Here is a 22,422-nt window from a genome sequence, read left to right on the forward strand (position 1 = left end):
TTTACGCGTCACCACCGCACTGTCAAGACGCGTCTTGCCGCCAAGAGCCCTGCAACACAGGGAAGTTCCAGTCTCTTGACCGGCATAAGCGGGCGTCGCAGCCCACCCCCGGCCGGTAATCCCAAAGGAACGCAAAACCTTCGAGCCGGAATTTTTACCTGCCCCGCAACCTTATCGGAGGCACCCAAAACGGACGCCTGGGATTCCCCGGCGTCCGCATTTTGTGATCGTTGACAGTTTCCCGGGGGCCGACCTACAGTTGGCCGCGCCTCCCACCGAATGATGATGCCGATTCAGTGCGGGCAGTTTCTTCGCACCAACGGCCATTGGCTGTGTGTCCAATGTTTGGATGGAAGCCATTGACCCTGGGGAGGGGTTATCGATGAGCAGCGCGGGGCAAATTCTGCCGGGGATGCGTGTTCTCGGTTTCAGCGGACTCGACGGGGCCCGCAGGTTCAAACGCGACCGGCTTTCCGAGCTCACGGAGAGCGAGTACGCGATCTTCCAGGGGGCCGACGCAGCGGCCGGCCTGGTCGTCGGCGGCCGAGTGGCCGCGGCAGCGGCCGAAGAGCGGTTCGACGGGCAGAAGCACTCCGAGGCCTTCCCCGCGGCAGCCGCGCACTTCTGCCTGTCGGAGGCCGGCATCGGCCCCGACGACCTCGACCTGGTCGCCCACTGCTTCTCCTACGGGCCGGAGCGCGACTTCTACCTCGGTCAGCAGGGCTACTACAACGATCTCTACCGCGAGGTGCTCGCCCCCGAGGCCAATCGAGCCGTCGCGGAGAAGGCGCTCGGTACGGACCTCGGCGGCCGTTTCCTGCCGGTGCCGCACCACCTGGCCCATGCCGCCGGCGCGTACCTCCCCAGCGGATTCGACCGCGCCCTGGTGCTGGTCTCCGACGGGCTGGGCGAGCGCCACTCGGCCACCGTGCTGGCCGCGGGCCCCAACGGCTTCGAGACCGTACGCGCGATCGGCGCGCACGACTCGCTCGGACTGCTCTACGGCCTGTTCACCCTCTACCTGGGATTCCGCTTCGGCGACGGCGAGTACAAGGTGATGGGCCTCGCCCCGCACGGCGACGCGAGCCGGCACCGCCGCGTCCTGGAACGTCTGGTGGAGCTCGCCGCGGACGGGACCTACCGCGTCCCGGTCCTGCTGGAGAACGTCACCGACCTCGACAAGGAGACTTACCGGCCGGCGCTCGCCGAGCTGGAGCGGCTGCTCGGCCCGCGCAGATCCCCCGGGGCGCCGATGGAGCAGCGGTACATGGACATCGCCGCCGCCCTCCAGGCGGTCCTGGAACGCGCGCAGCTCCACCTGCTGCGGGCGGTCCGCGCCGAGACCGGGCTCGACCGGCTGTGCGTCTCCGGCGGTGTCGGCCTGAACTGCGTGGCCAACGGGGTGGTCCTGCGCAGCGGCCTGTTCGACGAGGTGCACGTCCAGCCCGCGGCCGGGGACGACGGGGCGGCGCTCGGCGCCGCGCTGTACGCGGCCTGGCAGTCCGGCGAGCGCCCGGAGCCGGAGCCCGGCACCTTGCTCGGCCCGCGCTACGGGGCCGAGGAGTGCGAGCGGGCCGCCCGCACCACTGCCGGGGTCCGGGTGACCGAGGCGGCCGACGACGCCGAGCTGACCTCTGCCGTGGCCGGGCTGCTGAACGAAGGGCTGGTCGTCGGCTGGTTCCAGGGCCGGATGGAGTTCGGGCCGCGTGCCCTGGGCAACCGCAGCATCCTCGCCGACCCACGCCGCGCCGACATGCGCGACCGCATCAACGCCCTGGTCAAGAAGCGCGAGTCGTTCCGCCCGTTCGCGCCCGCCGTGACCGCCGAGGCCGCCGCCGGGCTGTTCGAGCTGGACCCCGAGGACGTGCACATGTTCGCCGCGATGCTCTTCGTCGCCCATGTGCGCGACGAGCACGCCGTCCGGATGCCGGCCACCACCCACGTGGACGGCTCGGCGCGTGTGCAGACCGTCTCCCGGACCGACAACCCACGCTTCTGGGGCCTGCTGCGCGCCTTCGAAACCAGGACCGGGCTGCCGGTGCTGCTCAACACCTCGTTCAACGTGGCGGGACAACCGATCGTCCGCACCCCCCGGGAGGCGGTGGACACCTTCCTGGACGCCGGCCTGGACGCGCTGGTGATGGACCGCCTGATCATCCGCCGAGTCGGCGCCGCCGACCCGTCGCACGCCGAGGAGACACGTGCAGCACGCTGAGGACGGAGCCCCTGGGGAAGGCGCTTCGTCGTTCCCGCTCGCCGCTCCACGACCGCTCGCGCCCACGTACCGCAGGGCTCGGGTCCGGGTGGACGGCGTACCGCCGGACACCGACCTGGCCGCCGCCGTCGCGGTGCTGCTCGCCCGCCACCAGGAGGCCCCGCGCGCAGTCATCGGCAGGGTCGAGATCGACGGCGGCGCCGCACATGTGCACCGCATCGGCGTGGACGTGGGCCCGTCCACCGGATTCGGCGACGTCCGCGCCGCCGTCGGGAGCCCTCCGGCCGGAACGGTGGACGACGCCTGCGACGGGCCCCGGGTGCTGGTCGGCCCGGTGGATGCGCAGGGCACGCGAGCCCTGCGCCGCCGGCTGTCCGGCTGCGACATCGCCTTCCTCGCCGACCGCGAGGGCAAGGCGCTGGTCTGCGACTACGACACCGACCGGTTCTGCGAGGAGACCGTCCGCCGGCTGGCGGAGCAGGTACTGCGGGTGGCCGAGCAGGGCGCCGCGGCGGCCGAGCGTCCCGTCGTCGACCTGGACCTGCCCGGCGAGCAGGAGCGGCAGGCGCTGCTCGCACTGGCCGCCACCGCGCCGTCCGACGGCCGCGCCGCGCTGCACAGGTTGATCGCCCGCCAGGCCGCGGCCCACCCCGAGCACATAGCGGTGACCGCCGGCGGCCGTGACACGACCTACCGCGTGCTCGACTCGGCAGCGGACGCGCTGGCGGCCCGGCTGGTCCGGCTCGGGGCCGGACCCGGCACCCGGGTCGGCATCCGGCTGCCCCGGTCGGCCGAGCTGGTGATCGCCATGCTCGCGGTGCTCAAGACCGGCGCCGCGTACGTACCGGTCGACTCCGATCAGCCGGCCGGACGCCAGCAGCGCATCGCCGACCTGGCCGGGCTGACCGCCCTGCTGGTCCGCCGGGGCGACACCGCGCCGCCGCTGGACGGCGTGGCGTCCGAACCGGTGGACACCGAAACCCCCGAGCCCGGGACCGTGGCGGCCGTCGCCGGGCCCGACGACCCGGACGCCCCCGCCTACGTGCTGTTCACCTCGGGGTCCACCGGCCGGCCCAAGGGCGTCGAGGTCCGGCACGCCAACGTCGTACGGCTCTTCGACACCACCCGGGAGCTGTTCGGCTTCACCGACCGCGACGTGTGGGTCAACGCGCACAGCTTCGCCTTCGACGCCTCGGTGTGGGAGCTGTACGGCGCCCTGTTGCACGGCGGCCGGGTGGTGGTCGCGGAACCGGCCGTCACCCGCGACCCGGAGGCGCTGACCGCATTGGTCGAAGCCGAGCGGGCGACCATGCTGACCCTGTCCCCCACCGCTTTCGAGGGCTTCCGTGAGGCGTCCCTACAGGCCGGGCACGCGTTCGCGGGCCTGCGGCACCTGGTGCTGTGCGCGGAGGCGCTGAGCTTCGCCTCGCTCGCCCGCTGGTTCGACCGGTACGGCGACGAGCAGCCCCGGCTGTCGAACATGTACGGCATCACCGAGACCACCGTGCACAGCTCGTTCTACCCGCTCGCCGCCGCCGACGCCGCCGGCACCCGGCGGCTGATCGGCCGTCCGCTGCCGGACACCGCCCTGTACGTCCTGGACGAGCGGGACCGGCTGGCGCCCTTCGGCGTGCCCGGCGAGATCTGCGTAGGCGGGCCCGGTGTCTCGGCCGGCTACCTCGTGGTGCCCGAGGGTGCCCGCGACCCGTTCGGAGCGGATCCCTTCTCCTCCGTTCCCGGCGCGCGGATGTACCGCTCGGGTGACAAGGGGCGGCTGCTGCCGGACGGGCGGCTGGAGTACCTGGGCCGTATCGACCAGCAGGTCAAGATCAGGGGCTACCGGATCGAGCTCGGCGAGGTCGACGCCGCCTTCCTGGCGCTGCCGCAGGTCCGCAGCGCCCGCGCCTGGGTGGTGCGGCGGCCCGGCCGCCCGCCGGTGCTCGCCGCCGCGCTGGTGATGGACGGCCCCGGCCCGTACGACCCGCAGGAGCTGCGGGCGCTGGCGGCCCGGCGGCTACCCGGTTACATGGTGCCCGCAGCGGTCGTCCTGCTCGACGGGCTTCCCCGTACCGTCAACGGCAAGCTGGACACCGCCCGGCTGCCCGACCCGCTCGCCGAGCCGTCCGGCGGTGCCGCCGACGAGGCCGAGGACCATCGCGTCACCCGGGTGCGGGAGGCCGTCGCCGCGGTGCTCGGCCGGCCGGCCTGCGGCCCGGACGACGGATTCTTCGAGCTCGGCGGCGACTCCATCACCGCGGTGCGGTTGGTGGCCAGGCTGCGCGGCGAGGGCCTGGGCGCGGAGCTGGCCCACGTCTACGCGTTGCGTTCACCGCGCCGGATCGCCGAGGCGCTCACCGACATGGACGCCGGGCCGCGGGCGTCCGCAGCGCCGTTCGCGCTGCTCGCCGAGGAGGAGGTGCGCTGGGTGCCGGACGGGGCTGAGGACGCCTTCCCGGCGACCAGGCTCCAGCAGGGCATGCTGCTGCACAGCGTCCTGGACGGCGAGCGGGTCTATCACGACGTGCTCAGCTACACCCTGGACGGCACCCTCGACGAGGCCGCGCTCCGTGCGGCGTTCGCCTCGGTGGTGCGCCGCCACCCGGTGCTGCGCACCGCGTTCGTAGCGGACGGGCCGGTCACCCCGCTCCAGGTCGTATACCCGTCCGCCGCGCCGGACCTCGTCCTCGACGACCTCACCGGTGTTGCCGAGGAGGAGCGCGAGCGGTGGCTGGATGACTGGGCGGCCGCCGAGCGCGAGCGGCCCTTCGACTGGACGGAGCCCGGCCTGCTGAGGCTGTTCGTCCACCGGGTCGGCGAACAGCGCTGGACGCTCTCGCTGTCGGTACACCACTGCGTGCTGGACGGCTGGAGCGCCGCCTCCCTCATCACGGAACTGCTGGCCGCGCACGCCGCGGTGTTGTCCGACGGGCCGGCCGCGGGCGCCGCCGAGGGGCTCATGGGCCGTTACCTGGCGCTGGAGCGGGCCGCCGAGAACGACGCGGCGCAGCGCGGCTTCTGGCAGCGGTACCTGAGCGACGCGGAGCCCTCCCGGCTGCCCGGCGGGCAGGATGCCACCGGCGCCGCCGAGGCGCCCGTCGCCACCGTGACGGTGCCGATCCCCGCGGCGTACGGCGAGCGGATACGGGCGCTCGCCCGCTCGTCGGACGTACCGGTCAAGACCGCCTACCTCGCCGCGCACGCCGCGCTGCTGGCCCTGGTCACCGGCCGGCCCGAGGTGGTGACCGGTGTCGTCACCAGCGGGCGGATCGAGGACGAGGGCGGCGACCGGGGTCTGGGCCTGTTCCTCAACACGCTGCCGTTGCGCGTGCGCGGCGGCGACCAGACGTGGCGGGAGCTGCTCGCCGAATCCTTCCTCAACGAGTCCAGGACCTACCCCTACCGCCGCTACCCGTTCGAGCGAATCCAGACCGACGCCGGCCTCGGGCGGCTGTGCCCGACCGCCTTCAACTACACCGACTTCCACGTCTACGACGACCTGGCCGCGCTCGGCATCCGGCTGCGGGACATCCGCTATCGCGAGGAGACCGACTTCGAGCTGCTGGTCACCGTCAACGAGGACCCGTTCGGCGAGGCCCCGGCCGTCACACTCGGCTACCGGACGTCGGTGCTCTCCGCCGGGCAGGCGCGGCGCTACGGCGAGCTGTTCGTCGAGCTCGTCCGCACGGCCGGCGCCCACCCGGACGAGCCGGCCGTGCGGGGCCTGGCCGACCGGCTGGCCCGGCAGCGACGGGACGCGGCACCGGCTGCCGGAGCGGCGCGCGTCCAGCCGCTGCTGTCGCTGGTGGCCCAGCAGGTCCGCCGGGCGCCGGCGGAGGTGGTGCAGAGCCACAACGGCACCGACATGACGTACGGGCGGCTGGCCGCCAGGGTGTCCCGGCTGCGCGAGCGGCTGGTGGAGCACGCGGTCAGGCCCGGCACCAGGGTGGCCTGCTTCCTGCGGCGCGGCCACGACCCGCTGGTCGCCCTGCTGGGTCTGTGGGCGGCGGGCTGCGTGTACGTTCCCGTCGACCCGACGCTGCCGCGCCGGCGGCAGGAGGCGATGGTGCGCGGCATCGGCTGCGGCTTCGCGCTCCGCTCGGCCGACGTTCCCGCGGCGGACACCGCCTGGCAGGGCGGCGAAGTGCTGCTGTCCGACCGGCCCACCTCCGCGGCGACCTTCCGCAGCGGCGCGGCGGTGCTGTCGGACGGCCCCGGGGGGACGGCGGATCTGTCCTCGTGGCACGGCGCGGAGCCGCAGGACGAGGCGTACGTACTGTTCACCTCCGGCTCGACCGGCGAGCCGAAGGCCGTCGCGATGCCGCACCGGGCCGTCGCCAATCTGATCGGCTGGCAGATCGCCCAGCCGGAGTTCGCGCGACGCCGCCGGATCAGTCAGTTCGCCGCGCTGTCCTTCGACGTCTCCGTGCAGGAGATGCTGACCGCTGCCGCGGGCGGCGGGACGCTCGTGGTGGTGCCGGAGGAGACCCGGCGCGACCCACAGGAGCTGCTGGCGACCTTCAACCGCAGCGGCATCCAGACGGCGTTCCTCCCGCCTGTCGTGCTCCACCAGCTGGCGACCGTCCACGAGGCGCTCGGCGGCACGCCGCGGCAGCTGGAGACGGTGATCACCGCGGGCGAGGCGCTGGTGGTGAGCGGGGAGATACGGCGGCTGTGCGCGGCCGCGGGCGTCAGCGTGGTGAACCAGTACGGGCCCACCGAGACGCATGTCGTCACCGCCTTCCGGCTGGCCGGCGACCCGTCGACCTGGCCGGAGCGGCCGCCGATCGGGCGGCCGGTCAGCGGGGCCGAGGTGCTGCTGCTCGACCCGCTGGGCCGGCCGGTGCCGGACGGCACACCAGGTGAGCTGCACGTCGGCGGTGCCGCCGTCGCACTCGGCTACCTCGGTCCCGCCGGGCAGGACCCGGCGTCCGCGGGCCGCTTCGGTGAGCCCGCCAAGGGGCTGGGGCGGCACTACCGCACCGGCGACCTGGTCCGCCGCGCGAACGGCGAACTGGAGTTCCTGGGTCGCACGGACGGGCAGATGAAGATCCGCGGCCACCGCGTGGAGCCCGCAGAACTCGCCTCGGTACTGCTGCGCCACCCGCTGGTCGCCGACTGCGCGGTCACCGCGGCACCGGCGCCCGCGGGGGGACCGGCGCTGGCCGCGTACGTGGTGGCCGCCGCCGGCGGGCCGCTCACGGCGGAAGCGCTGCTGGAGCACGCCCGTGCGGAGCTGCCCGGTTACTCCGTGCCCTCGTACGTCGAGTTCCTGGACCGGCTGCCCCTCACCCGCAACGGCAAGCTGGACCGGTCGGCGCTGCCCGCTCCGAGCGCCTCACCGGCCGGTGGGGCGGCCGCGACCGCCGTCGAGCGGCAGCTCCTGGACGCCTGGGCGCAGGTGCTTGGCCGCCCGGTCGACTCCCCCACCGTGTCGTTCTTCGACGCGGGCGGGACGTCCCTGCTGGTCCTGCCCCTCTACCTGCGGCTGCTGCGCATCCTCGACCGCGGGTTCGCCCTGCACGACCTGTTCCGGTTCCCGACAGCCCGCCGCTTCGCCGAGTTTCTCGAAGCTTCCGGGCGGAACGAGCGGACCGGTCCCGCCGTCGCTCCAGGCACCACCCACCACCGGAGGCTCAACCAGCGCACTCCGGACCAGATTCTCGCCGCTGCGCGGCGCAGCCGATCGGCTCGGGGACGGGAGAGCAACAGCCATGACTGACCACCACACGGAGGTCTCGCCCACAGATGTCGCCATCATTGGAATCGCCTGCAACTTCGCGGGCGCACCCGGCCCCGAGGCGTTCTGGGAGCGCATTCGCGAAGGCCGCGAGCTGCTGACCCACTTCACCGAGGACGATCTGCGGGCCGCCGGGATACCCGAGCAGTTGCTGGCCAACCCCGACTACATTCGGGTGAGCAGCCTGGTCGACGGTGCAGGCGACTTCGACGCCGACTTCTTCGGCATCACCCCCAGCGAGTCCCGGCTGATGGACCCGCAGCACCGGCTGATGCTCGAACTCGGCTGGCACGCGATGGAGGACGCGGGCTACGACCCGTCCCGCTACCCGGGTGACGTCGGCGTGTTCGTCGGCGGCGGCCGGCACGCGTACCTGCGCTACATCGAGCCGCAGTTCGACCCCGAGGACCACCTCGACGGCTCGATCCGCGGCCTGCAGGCGGACATCGGCAACTACGGTGACTTCCTGGCGACCCGGATCTCGTACCGGCTGGGCCTGACCGGGCCGAGCCTGAACGTGCAGACCGCGTGCTCCACCGCGTTGGTGGCCGTCCATCTAGCCTGCCAGAGCCTGTTCCTCGGCGAGTCGGACATCGCCCTCGCGGGCGGTGTGAACCTGCACACCCCGCAGGTCAACGGCTACCTCTACGAGGAGGGCTCGATCTGCTCGCCGGACGGACGGCTGCGCCCGTTCGACGCGGACGCCAACGGCTCGGTGTTCGGCAACGGCGGCGGCCTGGTCGTGTTGAAACGGCTGTCGGACGCCATAGCCGAGGGCGACCGGGTGATCGCGGTCATCAAGGGCTCGGCGATCAACAACGACGGCTCGGAGAAGATGACCTTCACCGGGCCGAGCGTCGACGGCCAGGCCGAGGTGATCAGCCGGGCGCTGCGGACCGCCGACGTCGACCCGGCGACCGTCGGCTTCGTGGAAACCCATGGCACCGGCACCGCGCTCGGCGACCCGATCGAGGTGGCCGCGCTGGTCTCGGCGTTCGGCCCGGCGGCCGACGACACCGCGGGCTGCGCGCTGGGTGCGGTCAAGGCGCAGATCGGCCATCTGGGCACCTCCGCGGGCGTCGCCGGGATCATCAAGGCGGCGCTGGTGCTGGAGCGGGCGGAGATCCCGCCGATGGTCAACTTCAACAGCCTCAACCCGGGCATCGAGCTGACCGGTTCGCCGTTCTACATCCCCACCGAGTCCCGGCCGTTCGAGGGGCTGCGCCGGGCCGGCGTGAGCGCCTTCGGCGTCGGCGGCACCAACGCGCACGCGGTGCTGGAGCAGGCCCCGGCCGTCCTGCCCGTACCGCGGGACTCCGGGGACGAGCAGAAAGCACGGGCCCTGCCGTTCGTACTGTCGGCTCGCTCAGCCGACGCGCTGGCCGCGCTGCGCACCGCCCACGGCCTGGCGCTGCGCTCGCGCCCCGGGCTACGGGCGGCGGACGCCGCCCACGTGCTGGCGCGGGGCCGCAAGCGTTTCCGGCACCGCACCTTCGTCGCCGCCGCCACCCCCGAGGAGGCCGCGGCCCAGCTGACCTCGGGCGCGACGACGATCAGCGGGGTGGCTCCGGAGGCCGAACTGCCGGTGGTGTTCGCCTTCGCGGGCGAAGGCGGGCAGTACGCGGGCCTGGGCCGCGCGCTGTACGAGGGCGACGCTGCCTACCGGCGCACCGTCGACGAGCTGTCCGAACTCGCCCTGGACATCGCCGGTTTCGACGTCCGCACGCTGCTCTACCCCGAGCCGGGCGACGAGGAGGCCGCCGCGGACAGGCTGAGCCGCGCGCTGTGGGCACAGCCCGCGATGTTCGTCTCCCAGTACGCGCTCGCCACCTCGCTGATCGCCGCGGGCGTCGTCCCGCACACCATGGTCGGCCACAGCCTCGGCGAGTATGCCGTCGCCTGCGTGGCGGGGGTGCTCAGCACGTCCGACGCACTGCGGCTGGTGTCCGCCCGCGGGCGCCTGATGCAGGAGGAGACGCCGGACGGCGCGATGCTGGCCGTCGGCATGGACGAGGACGAGCTGCGCGCGATTCTGCCCGCCGACCTGGACATCGCGTGTGTCAACGCCGTGGGGCAGTGCGTGGTGTCCGGGGCGACCGAGACGATCGACGCCTTCCAGGCACACTTGGAGGAGACGGACCTGCGGCACACCCCGCTCGGCACTTCCAACGCCGCGCACTCGCGGCTGATGGTGGGCATCGTGGCGGAGTACCGGGCGCTGCTGGCGCAGGTGCGGTTCGGCAAGGCGTCGATGCGGATCGTCTCGACCGTCACCGGCCGCGAGCTCGGGCCTGACGAGATGGCCGACCCCGAGTACTGGGTCCGCCACATGCTCCAGCCGGTGCGGTTCCGCGACGCGGCGCGCACGGTGCTGGAGGACGGCCCCGTCACCGTGGTCGAGGCCGGACCGAGCCGGGCGCTCACCCGCATGTTCGAGAACTCCGGCGGCGCGGCGGAGAGCCGCCCGGTCACTCCGTGGATGCGGAACGAGTGGGCGCCGAAGACCACCGCGGAGCTGCTCGGCGCCGTCTGGGTGCAGGGCGGGCGGATCGACTGGGACCGGCAGTTCGCCGGCCTGGAGCCACACCAGGTGTCGCTGCCCGGCTACCCGTTCGAGCGTTCCGAGCACTGGATCGACGTCACGCGGGACCACTCCCCCGTCGAACTGCCGGACCTGCGGCGCTCGTCCCGGCTCACGGGCTGGCTCCAGGTGCCGCGCTGGACGGTCGCGTCGCCGCCCGAGGCCGCGCCGGCGCCGGCCGGGCCCCGGCGCGTGCTGCTGCCGCGGCCCGCGGTCTCCGCCGCCGCCGACGCGCTGGCGGCGGCGCTGGAGGCGGCCGGGCACCACGTCGTGCCGCTGCTGCCCGGGGACCGTCCCGAACTGGACCCGGCCGGTTCCCGGCTGGTCGTCCGCCCGGGCGACCACGACGACCTGCGGATGCTGCACGAACTCCTCGCCGCGGGTGAGTCCGGCATCGACACGGTGCTCTTCGCCGGGCTCCCCGACCGGGGCGCAGGGGAGGGCCCGCTCGCCGGGCGCGTCACCGACGCGCTGGAGCAGGGGTTCTGGCCGCTCGTCACCGCGGTGCGCGGCGTCGCCGCCCACCGCGGCGAGCGCGGTCTGGACGTCCTGGTCGTGACCACCGACCGACACCAGGTGGCGGCGGGCGATCCGATCGACCCGGTGATGGCCCTGCTGACCGGCCCCTGCCGGGTGCTGCCGCAGGAGTACCCGACGGTGCGCCTGGCCGAGCTGGACCTGTCGGCAGGTTTGGAGCCGAAGGCCGCTGCCGCGCTGGTGCTGGCCGAGCTGGGCAGGCCCGTGACGGCCCGCACCGTCGCGCACCGGGCCGGGATACGCCGGCTGCTGGCCCATGAGCCGCTGCCCGCGCTGACCGCGGGGCGGCCGTGGCGGGACGGTGGCAGCTATCTGATCACCGGCGGCCTGGGCGCAATCGGCCTGGCCCTGGCCGAGGACGCGGCGGAGTCGGACGGCGTCACGCTGGTGCTGACGCACCGTTCGGCATGGCCCGCCGAGGACACGTGGGAGCGCGTCGCCGAGGACCCGGCCACCTCGCCGGAGTGGCGGGAGAGGGCCGCGGCCCTGCTCCGGCTGCGCCGCGCGGGCGCGGCGGTGCACTGCGTGCGGGCCGACGCCGCCGATCGTGAGGCGATGCGTGAGGTGCGCGAGCGCTACGGGCCCTTCCACGGCGTGGTGCACGCCGCCGGTGTGCCCAGCGGGCGGCTGGCGGCGGTGCTGGACGACGAGCACGTCCGCCAGGTGATGTCGCCGAAGGTGGACGGCGCCCTGGTGCTGGACGAGGTGGTCGCCGACGCCACGACCGCGTGGACGGCCTACTGCTCCTCGATGTCCGCAGTGGTCGGCGGCCTCGGCCACACCGACTACTGCAGCGCCAACGCCTTCCTCGACGCCTTCGCGCAGTGGCGCACCGCGGCCGGGCGCCGCACGGTCTCGCTGGGCTTCGACGCCTGGACCGAGGGCGGCATGGCGGTCAAGGAGGCGACGCGCTCACGCACCACGGCCGCCACCGAGGCGGACGGCGAGGACTGGCGTCCCTTCGAGCACCCGGTGTTCTCCGCGCGCGCCGAAGGGCAGGGGTACGGCGTCTTCCGCGGCGAGCTGCGCCAGGGCACCGACTGGATCCTGGACGAACACCGGGTGGCCGGCCGGTCCCTGGTGCCCGGCACCGCCGTCGTCGAGTTCGTCAGGTCCGCCGCCGAAGCGCATCTGGGCACCACCGGCTTCGACATCACCGAGCTGGACCTGCTGCGGCCGCTCAGCGCCCCCGGCCCCGCGCTCGCCTTCACCGTGCGCGTGGACGGGTCCGCCGGCGACGACGAGATGGCGGTCACCGTCTGCGGTCTCGGTCCGGACAAGCAGTGGTACCGCCAGGCCGTCGGCCGGATCGAGCCCGGCGCTCCGGTCGCCGAGCCGAAGGAGCGGCTGGAGATCCCGGCGGGCAGCGGCGAGCCGGGCAGCCTGCCGGGCTCGGACCTGATCACCTTCGGCCCGCGCTGGGACAACATCGAGCGGATCTGGCGGAGCGGCGCGGACGAGCTGCTGCTCGACTGCCGGCTCCCCTCGCGGTTCACCGACGACCTGGGCCGCTACGGGGTCCACCCGGCTCTGCTGGACACGGCTGCCGGCGCGCTGGTGTCCGGCGTCAGCGACCGCGTCCACCTGCCGATGTCCTACGAGCGGATCACCGTGCACGCCCCGATGCCGGCCCGGATCGTCAGCCGTATCACGCACCGGGAGTCCGGCGAGAGCGGCTCGCTGCGCTTCGACGTACGCATCGAGAACGGGTCCGGGCAGCCGGTTCTCGACATCCTCGGGTATTCGCTGCGCGAGGTGGACCCCGACCGGGTCGCGGCGGACCTCGGCGCCGGCGCGGACGCGGAACCCGCCGCGGCGGCCAACCGCAGCCTGGTCTCCACCGAGGCGGGCGACCTGGGCGCCCTGCGCATGGTGCCCGCCGAGCGGCACGAGCCCGCCGCCGGCGAGATCGAGGTCGAGGTCAGGGCGACGGGCCTGAACTTCAAGGAGGTCCTGATCGCCGCGGGGGCCCTGGAGGCCCCCGGCCCGGACCACCGCTTCGGTCTGGAGTGCGCCGGCGTCGTGACCGCCGTTGGCGAGGGCGTGATCCGCTTCCGGGTCGGCGACGCGGTGATGGCGATCGGCGCGTCCTGCTTCTCCGACTACGTCGTGGTCCGGGACGCGCTCGCCTGTCGGATCCCGGCCGGGATGACCTTCGGTCAGGCGGCTTCCATCCCGGTCGCATTCACCACCGCCTACGACTGCCTGGTCAACGTCGGCGCGCTGGCGCGCGGCGAGCGGGTCCTGGTGCACGCGGCGGCCGGCGGGGTGGGCCTGGCGGCCATGCAGATCGCCGCCCACCGCGGCGCCGAGGTGTTCGCCACCGCCGGCAACGAGACGAAGCGGAACGTGGTCAAGGGCCTGGGGGCCACCCTGGTGATGGACTCCCGCTCGCTGGACTTCGAGGCGGAGACCCTGGCCGCGGGCGGCATCGACGTGGTACTCAACTCGCTGGCCGGGGAGTTCATCCCAGCGGGTATGCGCACACTGCGCCCCCGGGGCCGGTTCGTCGAGATCGGCCGCCGCGACATCCTCGCCCACACCTCGCTGGACCTCGGGCTGTTCGCCTCGGGGCGTACCTTCAGCGCGTACAACCCGGAGATCGACGGGGACGCGTGGGAGCGGGCCTGGCGCTCGGTGACCGAACTGCTCCGGCAGGGGGTGATCACCCCCCTGCCGGTGCGGACCTTCGGGGTGGATGAGGCCGACGACGCCTTCTCGTTCATGTCCCGCGCCCACCACATCGGCAAGGTCGTCGTGATCCGGGCAGGTGGCAACGAGCCGGTGAGCGGCCGCGGTTCCGATGCCGGTGAAGCGGCGGGTGCCGAGGGCATCACCGCGCGGCGGGGCGTCCTGGCTTTTCGCGACGCGCTGGGCGCCGGCCCCGCGCACATGCTGGTCAGCCGTCGGGTGCCGGCCGCCACCGGCGACCAGTTCGTCGTGGCCGGCCACGTCCTCCAAGGCGGCGGGACCGGCTCCTGCGTCCACTCACGACCCGAACTGCCCTACCCGCTCATTCCGTTGGAGGGCGACACCGAGGAGCGGCTGGGGTCGCTGTGGGGCGGCCTGCTGAGCATCGAGCAGATCGGGCGCGACGACCACTTCCTCGACCTGGGCGGCGACTCGCTCTACGCCACACAGTTGGTAGCCCGGATCAGGAACGCCTTCGGCGTCCGGGTCGCCCCCGCCGACATCCTCGGCGGGCTGAGCGTGCGCGAACTGGCCGAGCTGATCGACCGCAGGCTGACGGCCGCCGCCGAGGCGGGCGAATGACCGTGATCACCGGTCCCGCCGCCCCGGCGCAGCAGCGGCTGTGGCTGCTGGACCGGCTCTACCCGGACAACTGGTCGTATCACATCGAGAGTTCGCTGGACCTGACCGGCGCCCTTGAGGTGCCGGTCCTGCGGCGGGCTGTCGGCGACCTGGCCGCCCGGCACGAGGCGCTGCGGACCACCTTCGCCGAGGAAGGGGACGAGCTGGCGCTGCGGGTCGCCGCCCGGGTCGTCCCCCGCTTCGAGCACGCCGACCTGAGCGGCGAGCCGGACCCCAGGCAGGCCGCCCTGGAGCGGTGCGCCGCGGTGCGGCAGGAGCCGATGGACCTGTCGGCGGGGCCGCTCTTCCGGGTCCTGCTGTGTCGTACCGGGTCCGCCGAGCACACGCTGACCCTTTTCATCCACCACATCCTGGCGGACGGATGGTCGCTGGGCGTGCTGTGGGAGGACCTCGGACGGCTCTACACCCGGCGGCTCGGCCCAGGCCCGGCACCGGAACCGGCCGGGCTGCCCTACCGCGAGTACGCCGCGCTCCAGACCGCACGGCAGCGCACACCCGAGGCGCGCGCCGAGCTGAACCGCTGGCTGGAGAGGCTGCGCGGGGCCGAGCCGGACAACTCGCTGCGGACCGACATCGCCCGTCCGCCGGTGCCCTCTTTCCGGGGTCGGACGCTGGAGCTGGAGCTCCCGGCCGAGCTGGCCGGCGCCCTGCGGGAGGCCGCCAGGAGCACGGGTAACAGCCTGTTCATGTTGCTGGCGGCCGGATTCGCGGCGGACCTCGCGCACTACGACCGGCGGACGGAGGTGGTCGTCGCCACGCAGTCCTCCGGCCGGGCGGACCCGCGCGTGGCGCGCACGGTCGGCTTCTTCGTCGGCACCTTGCCGCTGCGCTTCGAGCTGGAGGGCGATCCGACGCTCGCCCAGGTGGTCGAGCAGGCCAAGGAGGGGACGCTCGCGGCTTACGCGGCCGAGTACGTCACGTACGACCAGCTCGCGCAGGAGCTGAGCCCGTCGGGCGACCGGTCCAGGAACCCGCTGGCGCAGGTCGCCTTCCAGCTGATGAACGTGCCGATCCCGCCGGTGGTCTTCGGTGACCTGGCGGTGCGACGCCGGTGGGACACCACCTCGGCGGCGAAGTTCGACCTCAACGTGATGCTGGTGCCCGACGCCGAGGGCCTGGTCGGTCTGGTCACCTATGCGGTGGACCTGTTCGAGGAGGAGACCGTCCGGGAGATCTGGCGGACGTACCTGCACGTGCTGGGGCTACTGGTCCGCGACCCGCAGGCCCGGCTGTGGCAGCTGCCGCTGCTGGACGGCGAACGACAGGCCGAGATCGCGACCAGGTCTGTGGGCCCGGCCCTGCCGGCCGACGGCGCGCCCGACCTGCTGGCGGCGCTGGAGCGCTGGTCACGGCAGGACGGTGGGCGGACCGCCGTCACCGCGGCCGGGCGCCGGATCAGCTACGCCGAGCTGTGGTCCGGCTCGGGAGCGGTCGCGGCGGCACTGCGCGAGGCGGGCACGGAGCCCGGCGAGGTGGTGGCAGTGGCCTGCGCGGCGCGGGCCGACACGGTGCTCGCCGTGGTCGCCGCGTGGCGGGCGGGGGCGGCCGTCCTCGTCCTGGAGCCGGGGCCGCTCCCACCACGCGCCGCGGACCTGCTCGACGAGCTGAAGGTGACCACCGGTGTACTCGGCCCCGGCGAGCCGCCGCGCGCCCCTGGGTTGCGCTGGGTCGCGACCGGCGGCGCCGCCGAGGTGCCGCCGCAGTGGGCGGCCGGCCCGGACGCCACGGCCTACGTCGTCAGCACCTCCGGCTCGACGGGCCGGCCCCGCACCGTCGCGGCGTCGATGGGCGCGTTCGCCGGCCATGTGCTACGCGGCGCGGCCGAACTGGACCGCGACCGAGTGGTGGTGCAGGTGCCGCCGCCGAGCTTCGACCCGGGCATGCGGGACGTCTTCACCACGCTCGCGGCCGGCGCCGAGCTGGTGATCCCCGACGGCGTGGAGGACAACCCCGTGGACGCGGTGGCGTCGGTCCTGGCCGAAGGCCGCGCCGACACCCTCCTCGCGGCGGTGCCCGGCGTCCTCGAGGCCGTCGCGCTGCAGCTGGACCGGCAGGGCGTCCGGCCGGCGCTGCGAACCGTCCGCTGCTGCGGCGAGGCGCTGCCCCGCTCGGTCGCGGAGCTGGCGGTACGCGTCCTGGGCTGCGTGCCGCACAACGACTACGGGCCCAGCGAGGCCACCATGGTGAGCGTCTCCGGCCGCACCGGCCCGGACCGGGTGCGCGCCACGACGATGCCGATCGGACACCCGCTGCCGGGCGTCGGCGCCTGGGTGCTCGGACCGGCGGGGCAACTGCTGCCGCCGTGCTTCACCGGCGAGATCCACCTGTCGGGGCCACACCTGACGGCCGAATACCTCGGCGACCCCGAGGCCACCGCCGAGCGGTTCGTGCACCACCCGGGCATCGCGGACGGCGAGCGGCTGCACCGCACCGGCGACCTCGGCCGGTACACGCCGGACGGCCGGCTGCACTGGCTGGCCCGCGCCGACCGGCAGGCCAAGGTCCGCGGCATGCGCGTCGACCTGGTCGAGGTCGAGACGGTGCTGAGCGGCCACCCCGCCGTACTCGACGCGGTCGCCACCCCGCACGGCGAGGGCACCCGGGCCAGGCTCGTTGCGTACACGGTCGCACCCGGCGCCACGGGCACCGAGCTGCGCGACCACCTGCGCGCGCGGCTGCCCCGGGGCTCGGTGCCCTCGGTGGTGGAGCTGGTCGAGGCGATCCCGCGCAGCGCCCGCGGCAAGGTGCAGTGGTCTCTGCTGCCCGAGCCGCGCCCGGTGAGGGCGGGATTCGCGCCGCTCACCGAGGCGTTCGAGGCGGAGGTCGCCAAGGTCTGGCGGGAGGTCCTGGACCGCGCCGAGGTGACCGCCGAGGACGACTTCTTCGACCTGCTCTCCGCGGAGGACGACTTCTTTGAGCTCGGCGGCCATTCGCTGGCGGCGATGCAGCTGGCGACCCGGCTCACCGTGCTGGCCGGGCGACCGGTGGCCGTCCAGGACGTCTTCGAGCACCCGACCCTGCGCGAACTCGCCGCCTTCGCACGCCCCCTGACCGATGTGCCCGCCACGGACGACTGACCGGATGACGAGATGACGAATCCTGTGCCCACATCCCCTTCCACGGACGGGGACGCCACCTTGCTGTTCTGCCTGCCGTACGCCGGCGGCAGCAGCATGGCGTTCCGCTCCTGGACCGACGAGCTGCCCGGCCACGAAGTCGTCACCACCGACTACCCGGGGCACCTGCTGCGCCCCGGCGAGCGGCTCGTGCGGAGCATGGACCGGATGGTCGACCTGCTCTGCGGCGAGCTGGTGGACCGCTGGGACCGCCCGTTCGTACTGCTGGGCTCCAGCATGGGAGCACTGGTGGCCTTCGAACTGGCGCGGCGGGCCGAGGCGGTGGGCCGGCCGCCGGCCGCCGTGGTGCTGTTGTCGTGCGCGGCGCCCAGCCTGCTGCCGCTGCTGCCACCGGTCGCCGGACTCGACGACAAGGCGTTCCTCGCCGCCTTCGCCGCCCGCTACGGCGGTCCGGTGCACCACCTGCTGGACGACCCGGCCTCGCGCGATCTGCTGCTGCCGATCGTGCGGGCCGACATGGAGCTGTTCGAGGACTACGCCCGGTCGTGCCCCGCACCGGTGAGCTGCGACCTGATCGTGATCGCCGGCGCCGACGATCCCGTGGTCACCCCCGACTCCGCCCGCGCCTGGGCGGACTTCTCCAAGGGCCGGGTGGACAGTCTGACCGTTCCCGGCGGCCACTTCGTCGTCGAGGCGAACACCGCCGAGGTGACGGCCGTCCTGCGTCCCCTGCTCGACCAGCGGCTTTCTGCCGCCTGAGTCCACCCGGTCGCTCGGCCCCCAGGGGCCGCCCGGTCCGTGTTCCCCACCCTTCCCGGGCTCCCCGAGGCGCCCGCCGGCACCAGGAGAGACCCCAGATGCTGAATCTCGGACCGTTCAACGCCGGGATGCTCGACAAGGAGCTCGTCGTCGGCCTGACCACGGGCATGGCGGCGGTGGACAAGGCCCTCTTGGCGGCCACCGATACCGTCTACCGGCCAGTCACGGAGACCTCGCGCTACCTGTTGGACGCCGGCGGCAAGCGTTTCCGCCCGGCGCTCTCGCTGCTTGCCGCGCAGTATGGCGACCCGGGCGCCCCGGGCGTCGTACCGACTGCCGCCGCCTGCGAGCTGACCCACCTGGCCACCCTGCACCACGACGACGTGATGGACGAGGCGCATTTGCGGCGGGGCGTACCGAGCGCCAACGCCCGCTGGGGCAACACGGTCTCGATCCTCACCGGCGACTTCCTGTTCTCCAAGGCCTCGCAGATCCTCGCGGGGTTCGGTCCCGAGGCGGTGATGATCCAGACGGTGACCTTCGAACGGCTGGTCACCGGCCAGATCAAGGAGACCCTCGGCCCCCGCAAGGACGACGACCCGCTCAAGCACTACTTCGACGTCATCGTCGACAAGACGGGCTCGCTGATCGCCACGTCCGCGCGGTTCGGCGCGCTGATGTCCGGCGCGGACCGCGGAATCGTCTCCGACCTCACCGAGTTCGGCGAGAACATCGGTGTGGCCTTCCAGCTTGCCGATGACATCCTCGACATCACCAGCGAGAGCGAGCAGTCGGGCAAGACGCCCGGCACCGACCTGCGGGAGGGCGTGGCGACCCTGCCCGTGCTCTACCTGCGGGCCGATGCGGGCCCTCAGGACGCCCGGCTGCTGGAGCTACTGGACGGCGGCGTGACGAACGACGACCGGCACGCCGAGGCGCTGACGCTGATGCGCGGTCACCGAGCGCTGGAGAGGGCGCGGCAGGACTGCGCCGACTACGCGGACCGGGCCCGGATGCTGCTGAAGGGGCTGCCCGCCGGGCCCGCGACCGACGCCCTCAGCATCCTGTGCGACCTGGCGGTGCATCGGGCGCGCTGACCGCGCGGCTGCTCGCCGCGGCGTCCGATCGGGCCGCGGCCCGCGCCACCCCGGCGGCGCGACGCAGATAGCCCGGGTACGCGTCGCCGTCGGCGAACCGGTGCAGCAGCGGCGCCGTCCGCTGGTCGCCCCCGGGCACCGCGGTCAGCACTCGCAGTAGGTGGAAGGCCGTGTACGGGTGGACCTCCCCGGTCGCCCCCATCGTCTCACCTGCGTCCCCGGCGAGCAGCGCGTGCAGCTTGTCGAGGGCCGCGGGCCACAGCCCGGCGGCCGGCGGCCTCGTGGGCAGCGCGGCAAGCAGATAGCCCGCGAAGTGGGAGGCGGACTCGGGCATCACGCCCACCTGTTCCGCCACCCACGGCACCGCGTGGGTATCACCGGCGCGGCCCAGCAGGGCGAGCGAGAAGCGCAGTTCGCGTCGACGGACCGCGCCGTCCGCCACCGCGCGGTCGAACAACTCCCGCGGGTCGTCGCCGAGCGGGGTGAGCCCGGCCAGGACCGCGTCGCCCTCGCGCAGTTCCGTCTTGTGCGGCGCCAGGGCCATCCCGCGCGCGCCGAGGACGTCCTCGACCGCCTGCCGGGCCGAGTGCAGCCTGCCGGCCTCCGGCGCGAAGACCTTGATGTCGTCCAGGTAGCGGACGAAGCCCAGCCCCTCGCCGCGCAGCAGCCGGTCCACGGGGGCGAGATAGAGGTTGCCGAGGATCGCGGTGGCATCCTGGTCGTGCGGCAGGCCCCGCAGGGCCGAGCCGGCGGTGAGCCCCGTGAGGAAGTCCAGCAGCCTCTCGATCCGGCCCCCCGGCGCTCCCACTGCGGCGAGGTCGGCGGCCAGGACGGTGGTATCCAAGGTCTCGAAAAAGGCGGACACGTCGGTATCGAGCAGCGCCCTGCCGCCGTGGTCGCGGTGCAGGACGCGGGCGGCGCCCTCGAACCTGAGCCATTCGCGCCCGCCGGAGTGCCGCCGGCGGCCCTGCGTGTCCAGCCGGCTGCTGAACACGTGGTCGTCGAGGGCCGCGTCGATGCGGATGGCCATCTCGCCGACGAGGGCCGCGTAGACGACGCGGTCGGCGAGGTCGAGCAGCGGCACCGGGCGGTGCGCGCCGCCCCCCTTGGGCACCTCCGCGATCTCGAACGGCCGGGGCCGGTGCCGGCCGTCGGCCAGGTCGGCGAGCAGGCGGGCGCGTACCTGCGGCCACTGTCCGGCGAACCGCGCCGCCGCGGCGGGGTCGGGCAGCGGGTCGGCGGCGAGTTCGGAGCGGACCTGGGCCCACGCCCGGTCGAGCGCCTCCGCGGTGACGTTGGTGTCAGCGGACATGTCCGGGCACCTCCCCGCGGGCCGGCACCGGGGTGCCCCGGCCGGTCCGCTCGCGCAGCGTCCAGCGCGGCACCTTGCCCATCGCGTTGCGCGGCAACTCCCCCACCACCTCCACGAACACCGCCTCACCGGTGCTCCTCGCACTGTCAGCCGGGAGGGAGCCGGCCAGTTCCCGGGCCAGCTCCGCACCGGTCAGGCCCGGTGCCTCGCAGAACGCCGTCCACGCGGTGCCGTTCCCCGCCGGCGCGGGCCCGGCGACGACCACACAGTCGTCGACCAGGGGGTGGCTCAGCACGGCCTCCTCGATCTCACCCGGGTGCAGGACGGCCCCGTCCGCCCACACGCAGTCGGCCGTGCGTCCCAGCACATGCAGGGTGCCGTCCGCGCAGAGCCGGCCCACGTCGCCGATCAGGGTGTACCCGTCGGGGAACGCCTCCGTGGGGACGGACAGCGGTGTGCGCACCAGCAGCTCCCCCACTTCGCCCTCGGGTACGTCCCGGCCTGCGGCGTCCACGACGCGCACCTCGACGTTGCGGTGCGGCCTGCCGCGGAAGCCACCCCGTACGGCTCCCTCCCTCGGCCCCGTCCACGCGACCGGGCCGACCTCGGTCGCGCCGTAGCTCTCGTACAGCCCCACGTGCGGCAGCGCCTGCGCCAGCCACTCGCGCAGCACGAAGGGCACCGGGTCGGCGCCGACGCTCAGCACCCGCAGGGAGGTCAGATCGTGGCCGGCCAGCACAGCCGCAGGCAGGGCACTCAACTGCCTCAACTGGGCGGAGACGGTGGCCCAGTGGGTGATGCGGCGCTCCTGGATCAGCCCCGGGACACGGGCCGCGTCGAACGGCTCGTGCAGGTGGACGGTGGCGGCGGTGGCCGACGCCCGGCGCAGCTGGGCCTGGCCGGCGCCGTGGTGCAGGGGCAGCGTGAGCAGCACCTGGTCGTTGTCGCCCGCGGGCCGACTGGTGGCGATGTCCCGCCGGTACTCCCGCTTCCCGCGCATCGAGTCCCGGTCCGTGGCGGCGGGACGGGTGATGCAGCGGGCTGCCGCGGTGGTGCCGGAGGTGTACAGCACCAGCGGCGCGTCGGTGAAACTGACGCGCCGGATGCCTGCGGGGCGGGCGAGCAGCCCGGCGAGGGTGTCCGCGCCGGAACGCAGCCACCCGGAGCCGGGGTCGACGGCAACTGGGACGAGGTCCAGCCCCTCCCACAGCGCGCCGTGCTGCCGGACCTCGGCCGCCGGGTCGTCGAAGAGCAGCGCTCGGCTGCCGGTCTCGGTGAGCGCCTGCCGGATCCGTGCGGCGTCCGCCGCGGGGTCGAGGACGACCATGCGGCGGTCGAGCTTCGCCAGTGCCAGGCCGGCCAACGGCCACTCGGCACGCATCCGCATCCGGACCGCCACCGGGCCGGGGCCGTGCAGCAGTGCCTCCAGGGCATCCGCCAGCCGGTCGGCCGCCGCGTCCCACTGCGCGTACGTGAGCGAGTCGTCGGGGCCACGCCCGGCGACCGCCACCCGGTCGGGGAGGACAGCCGCCCAGTGCTCCGGCCGCTTGTACGGCGCGTCAGCGGGAGGTAAGCCGGAGGTGAGCACAGGCATTCTGCTCCCTTGCGGTGGGAACGGCGATGGATCCACAGGCATCACGAGCTGACGCATCCTATGCGACAACACGACAGAGCGATACTGTTACTGGCGCACTCCAGGCGATGCCACGTCAGATCGCCCTGCCAGGCCGATTCCCCCGTGTCATTCCGGTTTCGATCACTTTTAGGGCGGCTC

General features: G+C 73.9%; 8 protein-coding genes. 6 read left to right on the plus strand and 2 right to left on the minus strand.

Annotated elements, in window-relative coordinates; genetic code table 11:
• Positions 1 to 412 precede the first annotated feature (412 nt).
• The 6 genes from OG242_RS02760 (at position 413) to OG242_RS02785 (ending at position 19,336) form a co-directional block, all read left to right on the plus strand.
• A complete protein-coding gene (locus OG242_RS02760) occupies positions 413 to 2,215 on the plus strand; it encodes a carbamoyltransferase (RefSeq protein WP_405896617.1) in 1,803 nt (600 codons plus the stop codon).
• On the plus strand, positions 2,202 to 7,934 hold the full coding sequence (locus OG242_RS02765) for an amino acid adenylation domain-containing protein (protein ID WP_405896618.1): 5,733 nt from the start codon (positions 2,202 to 2,204) through the stop codon (positions 7,932 to 7,934). Before OG242_RS02760 ends, OG242_RS02765 begins: the two co-directional genes overlap by 14 nt.
• Positions 7,927 to 14,343 (plus strand): beta-ketoacyl synthase N-terminal-like domain-containing protein, encoded by a 6,417-nt coding sequence (locus OG242_RS02770; RefSeq protein WP_405896619.1) that lies wholly within the window; start codon positions 7,927 to 7,929, stop codon positions 14,341 to 14,343. Before OG242_RS02765 ends, OG242_RS02770 begins: the two co-directional genes overlap by 8 nt.
• A complete protein-coding gene (locus OG242_RS02775; RefSeq protein WP_405896620.1) occupies positions 14,340 to 17,480 on the plus strand; it encodes a non-ribosomal peptide synthetase in 3,141 nt (1,046 codons plus the stop codon). Before OG242_RS02770 ends, OG242_RS02775 begins: the two co-directional genes overlap by 4 nt.
• 24 nt (positions 17,481 to 17,504) lie before the next feature.
• Positions 17,505 to 18,239 (plus strand): thioesterase II family protein, encoded by a 735-nt coding sequence (locus tag OG242_RS02780; RefSeq protein ID WP_405896621.1) that lies wholly within the window; start codon positions 17,505 to 17,507, stop codon positions 18,237 to 18,239.
• Between the two features lie 98 nt (positions 18,240 to 18,337).
• Positions 18,338 to 19,336 (plus strand): polyprenyl synthetase family protein, encoded by a 999-nt coding sequence (locus OG242_RS02785; protein ID WP_405896622.1) that lies wholly within the window; start codon positions 18,338 to 18,340, stop codon positions 19,334 to 19,336.
• Here OG242_RS02785 and OG242_RS02790 read toward each other — a convergent pair.
• Both OG242_RS02790 and OG242_RS02795 read right to left on the minus strand, forming a co-directional pair.
• A complete protein-coding gene (locus tag OG242_RS02790) occupies positions 19,296 to 20,648 on the minus strand; it encodes a reverse transcriptase domain-containing protein (protein ID WP_405896623.1) in 1,353 nt (450 codons plus the stop codon). The genes OG242_RS02785 and OG242_RS02790 overlap by 41 nt on opposite strands.
• Positions 20,638 to 22,242: a class I adenylate-forming enzyme family protein gene (locus OG242_RS02795; protein WP_405896624.1), complete on the minus strand. Its 1,605-nt coding sequence runs from the start codon at positions 22,240 to 22,242 to the stop codon at positions 20,638 to 20,640. Before OG242_RS02795 ends, OG242_RS02790 begins: the two co-directional genes overlap by 11 nt.
• Between the last annotated feature and the right edge of the window lie 180 nt (positions 22,243 to 22,422).

It is taken from the genome of Streptomyces sp. NBC_00727 (genome assembly GCF_045161745.1).
Taxonomy (GTDB): Bacteria; Actinomycetota; Actinomycetes; order Streptomycetales; family Streptomycetaceae; genus Streptomyces.